Raw genomic sequence first — 15,002 nt, forward strand, 5'->3', positions numbered from 1 at the left:
CTGGCTGTTAACCCTTTGCCACTTAGCTCAAGCGCTTCAATGCCAAAACCTTTGCCAAGAATACCGCCGGCCATCAAGATAAGACCTAAATCTTTATAGTTGTCTGATCCAAAGAATAAACCTGCCCCTGCGGCCGTTGTTGCCAATGTTAAAGCCGATAAAGTTCTTTGCCCTTTTTGCCAACCCTTAATAAGCATCCCTGGACCAACAATACCTAAACCAAACATGGCTAAACCGGCATCTTTATGGCCAGTCGCAATCATGCCGGCTGTTGTCCCCCAATAAGCCTTAATGCCAAGATTGGCTCCTATTTTTCTCCAGTTGCTTGCATTCTGTACTATTTTTCCTCCGGAGCGCTCTAACGTAAACCAATCATCAATATGAGTCGGCTGGCTTAAAAGCGGTTTGGCAAAAAGACCAGCTGATAAAAGCCCAAGCCCTGTCAATTTCTGATCGTCACGGCCAAAGAATGTTAACCCAACCCCCGTGCCGACAACACCAACTCTGGCAACATTCAAAACCCGGTTAAGCCCTTTAGATTGAACCAATGTGGGCCAGATAATTGCCCGAATAGTTTCTTTGCGAGTTTCTTTGGCAAACAATCTTCCCGTAGCACTGGCAACATTTTTTACTCCACTGAACAAAGACGTAACAAACGGCCCAGCAAGCAATATCGTCAGCCCAAGCTTGCGATACGCATCTTTTGTCAGATTATTTTGATTAAGCGCCGGAATAGTATCTCCTAACTGAAGAGCAACCGACAACCCGGCTTCAATACCGCGTATTCCTTTAGGGCTAAATATTTTCTGAAAATACGTTAAGGCATCGCCAGCTCTGGATAGAGACGTATTTGTTACTCTAAACGCAGAATTTTTAAGAATTTGACGCTGGGCATTTCTTGCTTGGTGAAAACCGTTGCGGCCAAACGACGTTAATTTGCCGTGGTGAAACAAGGAAGACGTTAATGCCACCCGGCCTATATCATTCCAGTTGATCTGGCCTTTATCGTTAACGACCAAATGCCGGCCGGTGGCCATTAAAGAAACCGTGTCAGCCACGGTTAAGTCAATACCGACATCAAGAGCTGTTTTGCCTAAACGTTTACCAATGGTTCTGGCTGTTGCCGCGGAAAGGATTTTAGCTGTGGCCGCGTTAACACCGCGCCCGACGATCATGCGGCGCATTTCCATATTAACACCGCGAGCGAAAGCTGATCGCCCTTCCGCTTTCACAAGATTTTTTACGCCATTCTTGAACACAATTCCGTTTATAATGGTTTTTCGGCGAAGTGAAGACAGAATAGCATCTTTACCAACTTTTCTAATAGCCGTCATCGTCGCTGTTCTTAGACTTTCCGATCCTGTTGCCGCCGCTCCTGAAATACCGGCAGTAGCAAGGCTACCGACAACTAAGAAAGCATCGACCGTCAACCAAACCGCATTGGCGGCATCAAATCCGACGACCATTCTTTCTGTTTTGTTGACTTCTTTAAAAAGATTATAGGCATTGCCGGCTTCCATGTATCCTAAGGAAACAAGATAAGAGTTCAAATCTCGCATGGTCGAGGCATCATAACCGCCGCGAGATGTTAAGACGTCACCAAATTCGTAGTTAATTAATTCTTCCGCAACACCTATGCCGGGATAAAGATCAGGATCGCCTAATTCCTCTTTAAGGTCGGCCGTACGCTTAGGATCCCAAACGAATTCATTTAAATTGTCTTTTGAGATCGCAAGAGTTATCACTTTTTCTTTTCTGTAATCATTCCACTTCTCCTGCGCTAACCCTTTAAAATCGTCAATGACAAAATCGCTGCGGTCATTCCTGCTGGTCTGCGGATGAATGGCATCGGTTCTCACCGTATAGGTTTTTCCATCCACAACGATATCCACATATTCCTGCAGATTTCTTAAGCTGGTAACGGTTAATGCTCCGATAGATACAGAAATGGGCTCCCATTTTCCTGTTGTAGAATTATAGGCATATTTCTTGGGATCAAATCGCTCATCCCACGGATGGATAAATCCGCTATTCGTCGGGCTTTGAGCTGTCGGAAAATGAGTTTCTGGCTTTGGCCCAACGCCGGCTTCACTCGGATTCATAAAGAAATAATCCATGAAATCTTTATCGACCCTAAAGCTTTGTTCTCGGCCGTTAACATCCTTGTAATACACTTTCGGACCAAAACCCCCTCCTGCCTGGCTGAGCATATCTCGGCTGATCCGACGATAAACTTTGTTGCCATTTTCATCTTCTCTCCAAACTGTAACGACTTTGCTGGGATCGTCTTTGCTGATGGTAATGTCACCATATTTTCCGTAAGGAAGAAGCTCAACAACATCCTGATCGACACCGCTAGCCTGAAAATATTTATCCCAAATATCTTCTTGAGTGCCCCAACCGGTATTGACCGTTCCTTCATAATTCAGTGTGGAGCGTAGCGCGATCTTTCCGTAATTATCATCTGTAGTATCTTGGATGATGGGATTATTCTCATCAAAGACAATACCCATCGATTGGCCGTCTTGGGTGAACGTCGCCGTATCAGAATCTTTGCCTTTCATAACAAATTGATGTTCGCTAAGTCTCGGAATGCCTAAACTAGCCGCATTATCTACAACACCGTCTGTGCCTCGCGTTGAAGAAGCGGAAGAATCTCGTTTTGCCGCCGCGCTTAAAGAATCTGCCGCAGCTTTTTCTTCAGGGGAACGGATAACAATTAACTTATTCCAAGGAATGCCGCTGGCATAAGCAATTCCGGAGCGATCCAGTGATTGTTGTGTTTCCGATGGCAAACGGCTGATCTCGCCTTTGGTATTAAACGCCCATCCGGTGATTTTGCCGTATTGGTCGGCCGCATAAAGCCATCCTTTGTCTTGACCGTATCCGCCGGGAATCATCTCAAGCGTATCATCACCGATCGTAACTTCTCCGCCGCTAATGAAGAATCTTTCTTGGTCGGGAAGGAAATTGCCCGTACCATCGGGAGTACTTATTTCTTCGCCAGAAAAACGAAGCGGTTTGTCAAAAGAGATAGCTGCTTCACGTCCTCCTAAATCTACATCTAAGTTAAGATCAACAGCAGCACCGGCGGCCTGCCCGTGAATAAATTTACGCGCCTCACCGAAGTATTCGCGAGAATCATCGGTCACCGCAAACCCATAATTATCCGCTAAACTTGTATTGCGAATACGACTGTCCTCGCTGTAATAGCTTGACAACTCATCAGTTGTTTTTCCCTTAGCATCTTGAGCAAAGGCTCGGACAAGTTTAGACGTATCGGCATAATCTCCTGGCTTGATCTGAACAGTGCTTCCCTCCCCTAACTTCGGCGTGGACGGATCAAGATAAGAAAATGTTAAATAAGAATTTGCGTCTTGGGCATTCCAAATATCTTTTTGCCCGTCATTTTTAACAAAGAATTTAGAAGGCGATTGTAAAGCCGCATTAGATTTTTGGGCTTGGCTTGAGCCGCCTTCGCGGGCAAAAATACGATAACCCGGAATATAAGAACCTTTGAATTGCGCAACAAGCTCATCTGTTTTTGTATTAAAGCGTAGCCCGGTAGCAGAAAGCGATTGAGTATATTGAGGATTTCCTATCGCATCAACCATTCCGGTTTCTATCGTGCCTCCATATAGGGCAACATCGTCGGAAACCGCAACGTCAGCAAAGGTTGTCATTATCCCATTGCTTGAGCCGATTCCGGTAATAATTGTTTTCGAAACACCGGGGACAACAGCCATGCCGACAACTTTTTGTGTTCCATTTTCTTCTTTGGTGATCGGAGTTATATAAGAATCATTGATCGTCATTAAATAATCCGAGAGATGTTGTGCTTGCACAGCTTCTGCATGACCGGCAAAATCAGTAGACGATTGGCTTTGACCAGATAAATCGATAACACCGTAAATTCCCTGCGCGGCATTAACATCTCGTTGGGCCATGGAATCTGAAGAAGTAACTTCCATTGGACGCAATCGTGTTTGGCTGCGGAAATTATCAACCACAACAAAACCATCTTGCTTCGCTGTTTCGACTTTTTTGTCTTCTCCAACAAGAGAAATGGTGGCAATTTTTTCTTTTGGTTTAGCGACAGAGACTGTAAACTGATCGTCTTGTGCCAAAATATACGGACGGCCATTTTCATCAACACCGGCTACCGGTTTGGGTAAAGATGTTGTTCTGGCTGTTAATGTATTCTCTTCTAAAATGGTTTGGTCGCCTTTTTTGTATAAGGCGCCGCCTAACAGATCCATGCCGCTGAATTTATAAGGAACGCTTCCCACTTTTCCAAATCCAGCCGTAATCGTATGACGATCTTCACCAACGCGGACATAAGATCTATTGGCCGGATCATTGGCTTTTTGAGCATCCGCATCAGAGATTTCTTTTTCGCTGTAATGAGTTTTTTGCGCATTGTCTAGACCTAAATACGTATCTACTAACATCGCCGCAGGCATGGCTTCTTGTCCGGTTAAGCTATCTAATCCGGCGATTTGAGCAAGCCTCGCTGTATACACATCGTGCTGCTCACCGCCGATTTTAGCAGCTGTTGACTTGTTACCATTGGTTAATTGTGCGATAACCGGCGCATCATCGCGGACAGATTGGTTAAGAAGGCTTCCTTCAAGGCCACGATTATTAACATTCAATTCGCCGTTGCCGCCTTTAGATTCAACGCGGCGTATGGCTAAATTAAATTCATCACCGGTAATAATGTCATTCTCAATTGAGGCGTTATCATTTTTCCAAACAGGAACAACCGTATTAGCACCGTCCCAACGGGCATCTTTACTCGTAAATCTTTGGTCTTGTCCATCCTTATTAGGAATAACGAGATCTGAGTAAGCCGGCAAATTGTCTTTGTTTGCCGGAGAATAGACCGGAGCACCGCCCACGTTAGTAGCTTTGAAATTTTGTCCCGCCTTATTTATCTTTAGCGCTAAAGCATTATCTTTGCTATCGGCGCCATTGTGGAAAGTTAAAGGACGCAGCGTATTAAGAGTAAATTTGCCTTCACCACTGCCGCTGTATTGCGGAATTCTGCCTTCAGCAAAAGTGATCTTTTTATCGGAATACGTAACGGGTCCAAGGAGAGGATCATTGTAAGGGGCTTCTTGATCAAACTGGTATTCTTTGGCGCGGAACACTTCACTTAGGTTATAAAGCGGAATATTCTCACCTTCATTTTGACTGGCATATTCAGCTCCATATTTTAACAATTCGCCATTTTTCTCAAAATTAATGGGATTAACTTTAAGGACTAAGCCATTGTCTTCACTGTTACCGCCTGCGCCTTGACTGACCGGCATAATGAAATACGGAACGATCGGCGCGGAGAAAAGCGGCGTTGTACCGCTGTAGCCGTCTTGCCGAACATCATAAAATTCAACCGGTGTTTTTTGTTCGGTCCCGTTTTGATTGTTTTGCGTAAATGAGGCCTTTAGTTTTATATCCGTAGAGGTGCGTTTTTCATCGCTAAATGTTCCGCCGGGATTGTTATAATTTTGATAGGATTCTACGCTACCGGGCGTGGAGAGAAAATCACCGCCGGTAAAAGAGCGTACTACGCCGGTTAATTGAACGGTTTCGGGAATTTGCGGGTTAACGGCAGACAGTAAATAATCTACGGCCTGTTGCGGATTTTCTTTTTCTTTGATTTCAAAGGTTCTGTTAACAATACCCTCGGCGCCTTCAACGCCGACCGCTGTTAACAATCCTGCCAGCTCTTCGCGTGTCCGATCATTGACCAGGTTTTCGCTTTGGCTAATTTTAGATTTTAATTCTTCCAGGATTCTGTCTTTCTTCAAAGTTTCATTGATCTCCACGACATGTTCTTTGGTGTCATCACGGCGAACGGTTGTATACGCCTGTCCGATCACAACTCCGCCCACGCCCATGGAAAGCTTTCCCTGTTCGCCTTCGGCGGAAAGCCAAGTGTTCTCACGGCCGCCGAAAGATGTCTCTTTCTTGGTACTGAATTTGATGGGACCTTTCACGGAAAATAATTCTTTTGTTCCTGTTCCTAATTTAAGCTCATATTCTTTTTCTTCATCTTGTGGTAATTTCCATTCGGCTCCGGCGGCAAATTGAAGCATTTCGGGAGATGTGGTGAGGGCATATTCTGTCGTTCCAGCAGAAAACTTTGTAAAAACTTGATTGCCGACAGCAACATTCTCAATGATGCCGTGTGATGTTGTGCTGCGTTCAATACCGGAAGAAATATTAGACGGTGTTCCTTCGCCTTCCTCAGGTTTATTGAGCGGCGTATTGAACGTACGGCCATAGACGGGCAACTTGACTGTGTCAATACTGGCTACCGTGCCAAAGGCTTTAGGTGTAGATTTATCTCCCGCGCCTAAAATATCCGTTTGAAGATCCCTGACAGTACCGCTTATGGCCTCTGCCTGAACAATGCCAACGCCTAAATTAACAAGCGATTGACTGGAGGAAGAAATCTCATCGATATTCCTTTTAATTAAAGCTTCTCTTTCTTGGGTTGGATCATTGCCCTGCTCAACGGCGAGTTGACGAGTCGTTTCAGCCAGATCAAAGAATTTCTGAACTTTTTCTTTGGATAGATCATCTTGGGCAATGCTATCATTAACATCTCCTGCCATAGAAACGATATCACTTAATGCCATACCAACATTACTGCTTAATCCTCCGACAACATTGCGTTTGATCTCTAATTTAATTCCTTGATCACCTGCGTTAATACCTTTGGCGTCCCATTTTTTGGATGTTTCCCACTTCTTTGTTGCAACATTATATTTTCGTTCTTCCCAGGCGCTTCCCTTTTGTAAAGCCATCGGCTTAACTAGTGTTTGGCCTTCTTCATTTTTTGCACCTAAAACAATTGGCGCGGCATCGGTGCCTGAGAAATCAAATCCGGTTTTGCTTTTATACTTTAAGCGGATAAGCCCGCCTGATTCGCTTAATCCTTCGATCACATATTTTTTGTTTAAAAGATGAACGTCGGCTGAATACATAAGGCCGGTGGGATTAACGGTCACGATATGTCCGTTAGTGAATTTAAGAGCTTCTCCTGCTTCGCTCACGTAAGATCCGTCACGCGGGCTAACGGCCACAAATTTTTCATAGACCGGTTTATTGTCCACCACGCGCCCCACCAGTCTTTTGACGTCGCGGTCAACGAGTTTAAATTTATCGTTGGGGCTTACATAAGCAAATCCGCCTTCGAATCTATTAGTATTCGGATTAAACGAAGGCTCTTCAACGTTAAATCCGCCGCCGGTAACGCCGGGTTTTTCATTGGCTGTTAGTGTTGTCCAGCGCCATTTGCCGGTTTCTTGTTGTAAAGCGTAATGGTATTGATCTTCCGCTAAAGGATCCTGGAGAGATACGACATCTTGGGTTGACTTAGGTTTTTCAAAGCCATTTCCGATCTGCGTTCTGTCAACATCTGCTGTCTGATTAGGATTTTTAGGCGTAGTGCCTTCTAAATTTCTAATGACGATATTATCTTTTCCTCGGCGGATAGAATCGGTAAGCCTGTCATTGATGTAACTCGTAGGACTGACGGCTGAACCGCTGTTGGCATGATAACTACGTGTCGCACCGGTGGTCCAATTTCCGCGATGGTCTTTGGAGGCAGTGAAATTAAAAGTTACTTGGTCTAAGCCAGCTTTATGTTGTTCTTGGTTAGCGCTGAACATACCGGCAGGGACCGTGATCGCATTGCCGCTGTCATCGTAACCAATAGTCATAGCGTCGTGCTGGACAACGCCACCGCTCGGAATTGCTTTTCCATTTTGTTCAACACGGCTTAAGTATTCTCCGGATACCGGAAGAGACATTGTTTTTGCTAATCCGGGATATCCGCTAAATCTTTCCACTATTCCATTATTCGCGTCATGGGTTAAAACCGCCGTTTGAAAATCAATGGAACCATCTGCATTTTGTCGGACAACACTTCCGCCGAAAGCGGCTTTGTCCAAACTGGCTTCGGCAACAAATTCAAGTCCACGGTCAGCTTGAACAGCCGTAAAGCCTTTCACCGCGTGAGCGCTGTAAGCTTTGACATCCCCACCGCGGCTTAGGCTATTGCTCTTTGAGAAATCAACCGCTTCTCTTCCTCCCACGCCGAGCTTTCGAGAATAACTCATTCCCCAAAATTCACCTTTTTTATCTGCCTTTGCGTCAATGATAATTCTGACATCACCTAATTTTTCCTGATCAAGAATAGAAACCCTATTAGAACGAATGCCCCCTTGCCCATCGCTTAAAGAAGCGCCTGTCGTATTTCCTGCTAAGGCATTTGCGCTCGCAACATCAATGTTTTGAAACTCCCCATTAACATTCACCTGCAGATTGGTATCTTTTTCCGTTACCCCATATTTTTCTTGAAATCTTTTAGATAATCCGCGGCCGCCATTGGTGAGATCTAACCAAACTCCTACCTTCCCGCCTTCTTTGGCTTGCGCGTAATCCACAACACCCCAAGAAACAATGCCAAGCCCCATCCATCCGCCAAAGCCCATTAAAGCGGCGTTTGTTTGCCCGGGTTCGATAATCGCGTGGCGCGTCAATGGCTTTTCTTTTCCGTCCGGGCCTAAGCCTATTCTCACAAATTTATCTTGAGGAAGCCCTAAAACAGCTATTGTTCCTTTGGCAAATTTTTCTCTTTGTTCTGCTGATTTGGTAGCGAGCCTGGCGGATAATCCAGCAACGCCTTCCACTAAGGCACCGGTCGTATACGTTATATTTTGTACAGACGCCTTAGCCAGCGTGGCGTGCATGTTATTAACGTAATAACTTTGCGCAAGCGCGCCGGGTAAAGCAATTAACTGCGCTTCATATTGCTCTTTCAAATAAATTTCTTTATTTCCATCGTAGGCCTCATATTTTTCTCTGATTTCCGCCCTAGATAACCCTTTATCTTCCGTTTCATTGAAACGGCGCATATCTTCCTTCATCCGGCGCGACTCACGCACATAATCAATGCCCATACCGGCTGCGGCCGTGACGGAATTAATATAATGATCAAATCCGCTAATGGTCCACTTTTGGCCGTTTTGAGGAATAGAGCCTTGATACGTATAAAAATCATTGGACATTCTGGCTAAATCGCCATAAGAAACCATGCCAAATTTTTGGAAGAATTTTCCGACTGTGGAAGCCACTTTAGCTATATCACTTTTTTTACCCCACACCGCTTTTTGCTTATCTATTGTCGTATCATCTTGGAGGTCCTCTACTTTTCCAAAGGCCCCCATATAAGCTCCGTGCGCAATAGCGGTAGCAAAGAAAGCAATGGTCAAAAATTGTGTAGCTGACATTCCTTTTTTTCCGGTCTCCGCATTGGCAACATTATTTTGATACGCTTGATCTAAGGCGAAAGCAAAGAGTGAGCCAACCATGCCCTGTCCAAAAGGAGAGGCCATAAACCGAGAAAGACTATCCCAAACAGATGAATCTTTGCTAGAACCACTCGTCCCCGCTCCGAAGAAATTCGTATCAAACCCATTCAAAGCATAACGGCTGCCGGTTTCGCCTAAAACGCCAATGGCTTCCACCAAATAATAATGTGTTGAAGGGTTAACGGGTTTCCCGAAGAAAAATTTATTTTTAGTAAAATACCATTTCATCAATGTCCCGGTACCTTGCGTGATCAAACCAGGTGTCAGAGATTTAAATTGATCGAAAGCCGCATGCAAAGGATTATTCGAAAGCTCTATCTGACCTCTTGGATTGTCTATATTAAAGTCGCCTTGTAACCATCCTCTTTCGAGACCCATCTTAGACCCGGCCCAATCCATACTGACCGTGGTGCCGGCTAAAACCGGAGTTGAAATCCCGGTCATCAGAATGTTGGAAACACCTTGGCGGAGAATATCGTTACCAATGTTTTTAACGAGAGGCTGGATAATATGCTTGTCGGCTAAAACTTCTATGCCGGCTTTAGCCGTGCCATAAAGAAGGCCTCTGGCAAAACCACCACCAAAAGCCGATAAAGCACTACCCTGCGGACCCATCTGCCCTAGCATTGCTTGCAACTGTGTTGGGCCGGTAAGATTGCCCGAATTCCATGCAATCTGCTCTCCAACCATTGAGGGAGTAACGCCTGACAACCCAGTAGATTCCAATGTTCCCCCGGTTAATTGTTGAAATTGCGTGGGGCCTGTGAGATTACCCGCTTCCCATGCGGCTTGTTCAGTTAAGATATTTGGATTTTTTAAAATTTCTTTGGAAGCCGCATCAGCGCCTGCTTTAGCACCTAAATTATTTGCGTACGCGCTAACCCCCATGGACACACCAACCGTAAATGCCGTCGAAAAGATAAAAGCACCGGTTTCATTCCACCAGCCCTTCATCACGCCGATCTGTCCTAAGGTACTTCCCAAACTTCCTATCCCGTTGCTTATGGCAAAAGCTCCGGGATTAAATCCGGTGGAAGCAAAATTGACCAAACTCATGAGCGCTTGCGTTCCCACAACGGTCCACATGTCGCTACGGCTAAAAGCTACTCCCGGTAAAAAGTCATGGGCGCGGCTGTGCCACTGAGAACCCCAAACAAAGGCTTGAGTAGCTTCGCTGACAATTTCCGCTTTTTCTGATTGGACAATACTTGGCGCTAAAACGAACCCGGTAGATTGTTTGGCAAAATCTTCGCGCGAAATGGTAAGGGACTTTCCAATATCGGTGTACGAAACCTCTTTGTCATCAATCGCTGTTACAGTAATGAAATGTTCAGATTTGAAGTTGGCGATGAATGGCGGTCTTAAATTGAAAATCTCTTCAGCCGGTAAACGAACAGCTTGGACATTTAATCCATAAGCATTGGCGATCTTATTCAAAGCAAAAAGAGAGGTCTTAAGCTTCGGCTCACCCGGCTCAATAATGTTGTTCAAAAGGTCCACTGCTAAAGTAACCACCGAAAGCTCTTCTAAAGCCACTTCAATGTCGCGGCTCATGAGAAGATCTTTAAGGGCGTAAACACCGCAGTTTAAAGGGTGAATACTGGGATCGCGCAGCCAAGAATAAATCTTTTTGATGCGGCTGTCGGTCACGGTTGTTTCTGACTTTATTTCAATGGTTCTGTCTTCTAATTCCGGATTGGAGACATTTTGACGGGGCAGTCTGAGGTTGATTTGGGGCTTTTCTTTGTAGGCGATTTGTTTTAAAAGATTCTCAACGCTTCCGGCAATTTGGGCAGAAGCGACTTCTTCGGGAGAGGCATCGGGGCTAACGGCATTGACAGCTTTGTCTTTCCAGAGAACAGCCGGATTATAGTTAAACGCCCAGCTGATCTGGTCAGGAATAAAAATGACAACAATGAGCAAGGCCACCGTTCTGATCCAGGCCTTAAACTTGCTCTTGAACGGAGCCTGTTCTATGTTGCCTTCAGCTGTGAGTTTATCTTTAATGTCCATTCTGTTCTCCATATGGTTTTGAAACACCATTGTCCAATCTGGAATAAACTAAAATGGCACCATTTTTACCAAACGCCAATGAGCTGAAAAAATCCATAAAATGAGAAATCTCCGGCAACAAATCCGGAGATCGGGATATAACATAGCCAATAAGACTATTATTGACAAATTCAATAATCCGTGGCTTTTTAATTGTAAATGTTTTCACTACCCTTCTCCGTGGCTTGTTGGCTTCGGTCGCCCCCAACCGAAGCATCAAAAAAGGCTGCTGAAAACGTTTGACGTTTTCGGCAGCCCAGGAGGGTTACTTAAAATTCCGACACTTCTTTTTCCCGTGGCTTTGCGGGCCTCATTTTTACTTACTTCCGGCCCACCTTTATCGATCCGTCAATTGCATTATAAATATAACATTGTAATAGGATGTGTCAACTTTTTATTTCCTTGATTTGGAGCAAAAGTGTCTATTTTTCAATGACTTATGAAATAAATAAAAAATAATTTATTTTTTTTGGAAATTATTCCCAAAAGCGAATTTTTCTTATGAAAATGTTTTAAAAAATGTTTAATAACATCCGGTGTTTGAAATAAAAAATTGACGGTGTTTTTTTATTTTACGCTTTCCGTCATGATCAAAAAAGAGAGAGAAAATGAGAAGAACGTTATGAGAAAAACTATACTTCCGTCGGAATACTACACTTTTCCGACGGAGAAATTGTTTTCCGCTTGATGATCCATTTTCGTTTTTAGTCAGGATCTTTCTGGAAATCTACGACAAGAAAAATGAACTGATGCGAAAGGAATATATTCGTAATCCATGAACGCCTGCGTGGATAAATTCGTGGAAATATTGCACGAATTTATATAGATTGGACATTAAATAAATATGATTGGACATTAATCTCTGTGTAATTATTCTAATTTAATGTCCAAAGATATATATGAATTTATCGTTTCTGTGAAGCGCCGCCAACCAAATTCTTCATAGGATTGTTCTGCATGAAATCCAAGAATATGGGAGCGCCAACGAGAATAGCAACAACGGGGAAAATGAAAAGCAAAAGAGGAACAAGCATTTTTAAAGGAGCTTTGAGAGCTACTTGCTCGCCACGGCGAAAGCGCGCCAGGCGCATATCTTCCGATAGGATATTGAGCGCCTCGGCAACCGAGGTTCCCATTCTATCCGCTTGGATAAGCGTACGGGTAAACGTGGTTAGATCCGGCAGGTCGTATTTTTTGGACAAATCGCTTAGGGCATTGCGGCGCGACTTTCCGACATTGATCTCCTGCATGATCAAATTCAGCTCATCCGCTAAAGCCGAAGGCGGTGTTTTCTCAATGACCCATTTTAAGGCCAACATAAAATCAAGGCCGGCATTAACGCATAAGCCTAGAAGGTCAATGGTGTCAGGAAGCTGTTTGACGATAGCATTTTTGACTTTACTGATCTTTCCTTTAAGCCAAAACTCCGGCAATATATAGCCAATGGCAAAACCCATCAGCGATGTAAATAGGATCACATCTGCCTGAATAAAGGGCAAAGTTGCCCCCAAAAGCCCTCCAATGATAAGCTCTTTAATGAGCAAGAATTCTTCGGGAGACATATCAACCTTGGCTAAAGCTAAATCCTTTGAAATACGGGCCCCTAGAGGGCCAATACACAGCGGTTTATTGAACATCGCCAAACCCTTAATAAGGGCTCGCGGAGCATCTGTCCATTTCTTCTTTCTATCGGTTGCGGCTTTTTCGTGAACCAAAGAAAGGGTAGGGCGAAGCACCTGGTCAAAAGGCAAAATGGCATAAGCCAGAAGCACTCCGGTAGCAAAGGCTAAAATAAGGATGACAATTTGCATTATTTTCTCACCAGTTAGTTAATTTCCAATAACCAAATGCCAATGACCAGATAAACTTCAATAACCAATTTTCTAATTTCCAAACGTTTTTAACATTGATTATTGATAAATTGGGAATTATCTGGATGTTGAAATTTGGTCATTGGTTATTATCCTAAAAATCCTTAAACGTACTTATTTTCCATATCAAAAATGCTCCGACGAGCTCGGAGGCGACAGCGTACATCAAAAGCATTTTCCCAATATCGGAATTAAACATCTGGTCAAAGAAATTCTTATTGGTCGCTGTCACAATAAAGGCAAAACCAATAGGTAAAAGCGACATAACAACGCCCTGAATTCTTCCTTGCATCGTTAAATTATCCAGGTTTTGTTTTATCTTTTTATTCTCCCGGATAACGCCGATGATGCGGGCAAAAATGACGGGTAAATTACCGCCGGTTTCCCGGGCTAAAAGAATAGCCGTGATCATCTGATTTAAAGCGGTGGAAGGCACCCGGTCATAAAGGTGCGCGAACGATTCTTCTAAAGACACGCCCATTTTATTCTCGCCGAGCAAAATGGCAAATTCCTGATTAATAGGGTCCGACATTTCTTCGGTGACCACTTCGATAGCTTGAATAAGGCTTAAGCCGCCGCGCAAAGAGCTTGACATGATCATCAGCGCGTCAATGAGCTGATCATTGAATTTATCCATTCTTTTTTCTGCTAAAACCTTGATCCAAAGCCCCGGGCCGATGAGGCCTAAAAATACGCCTAAGCCTAAACCAAACCAGCGAAATTCCGTCGGAGCGACAACAAATCCGGCTACCGCGCCGATCACAGGCGCGAATGTATAAAGCACCACAATACGGTTAATTTTTGAGCGCATGAACATGCGGTCCATTTTATCGGAAAGTCCTTTGGCGCGTTTTTGATTGATCTGCATAGCCAGATTAAAAGCGGAAGGGGCAATGACCCATGTTAAAAGGCCGGCGGCAGAGAAGATGAGCAGCATAATAAAAAGACGCATGGTACTATTTTTGCTTAAAGCCTTTCAAAAATCAACTTTAATATGGAAAATTAACTTTGCGGGTTGTGGGGATGCATTATGAGTTTTGGTCAATGACCAATCACCAAATTCCAACATCCAGATAATGTTCAATTTACAAATAACCAATGTTAAAAACGTTTGAATATTGATTATTGGAATTTGTTTGGTGATTGTGTTTTGGTTATTGGAATTTCAGAAGTCTACTGGCAGATATTATCATCCGCGTTGATGCAGTCTTCAATGCAGTTTTGTTCTTCGGTCAATTCGCAACTTCGTTCGCAATCTCCGTGAAATTGGCTGGGATTACCGTTGGATTGGTTGCACCGATCACGACAGATCGTTGCGCATGCCGGATCGTAAAACATGCTATCAGGATCACAGAACATATCATAACAACCGTTGAGACAGGCTTGATAGTGGTTATAAAGCCCTCCTTCACAGCCAGACACGCAAGACGTGTGGATGGGATCATAACAAGCATTGTAGCATTGCAGGCTATACCAGCCTTCGTGCTCACCTTGAGCCCAAAGGCATTCGGTTGTTTTTTGCGGGTCATACTGGCGGCCTTCGCTGAACACTTCCGACGCTGATTTCCAGCGCCCGGCAAGTCCGCGCAAAATATATTTTTGCATTAACAGAATCGCACCGATCATTAGAATGATCAAGGCGACATATTCTAAAGTTGAAGCAGCTTTTTTTTGACAAAAAAATTTAATCATC

4 protein-coding genes (1 of these 4 only partly in view) are annotated in these 15,002 nt (G+C 44.1%); all 4 read right to left on the reverse strand.

The features are described from left to right. On the reverse strand, positions 1–11,399 hold the beginning of the coding sequence (gene aceK, locus WC676_01430; protein MFA5059275.1) for a bifunctional isocitrate dehydrogenase kinase/phosphatase. It extends 120,991 nt beyond the left edge of the window; the window shows 11,399 of its 132,390 coding nt (coding positions 1–11,399); its start codon is at positions 11,397–11,399; its stop codon lies beyond the left edge, outside the window. Between the two features lie 944 nt (positions 11,400–12,343). Next, positions 12,344–13,249 (reverse strand): type II secretion system F family protein, encoded by a 906-nt coding sequence (locus WC676_01435; protein MFA5059276.1) that lies wholly within the window; start codon positions 13,247–13,249, stop codon positions 12,344–12,346. A gap of 154 nt (positions 13,250–13,403) precedes the next feature. Then, positions 13,404–14,261 (reverse strand): type II secretion system F family protein, encoded by an 858-nt coding sequence (locus tag WC676_01440; GenBank protein MFA5059277.1) that lies wholly within the window; start codon positions 14,259–14,261, stop codon positions 13,404–13,406. 221 nt (positions 14,262–14,482) lie between these two features. Next, positions 14,483–15,001: a hypothetical protein gene (locus WC676_01445; protein MFA5059278.1), complete on the reverse strand. Its 519-nt coding sequence runs from the start codon at positions 14,999–15,001 to the stop codon at positions 14,483–14,485. Position 15,002 lies beyond the last annotated feature (1 nt).

This window comes from Candidatus Omnitrophota bacterium (assembly GCA_041649175.1).
Classification (GTDB): Bacteria; Omnitrophota; Gorgyraeia; order Zapsychrales; family JBAZNR01; genus JBAZNR01.

Bases quoted from the DNA above. Each gene is read 5' to 3' on its own strand.
- WC676_01435 (MFA5059276.1), bottom strand. From the start codon at position 13,249: ATGCAAATTGTCATCCTTATTTTAGCCTTTGCTACCGGAGTGCTTCTG.
- WC676_01445 (MFA5059278.1), bottom strand. From the start codon at position 15,001: ATGATTAAATTTTTTTGTCAAAAAAAAGCTGCTTCAACTTTAGAATAT.
- WC676_01440 (MFA5059277.1), bottom strand. From the start codon at position 14,261: ATGCGTCTTTTTATTATGCTGCTCATCTTCTCTGCCGCCGGCCTTTTA.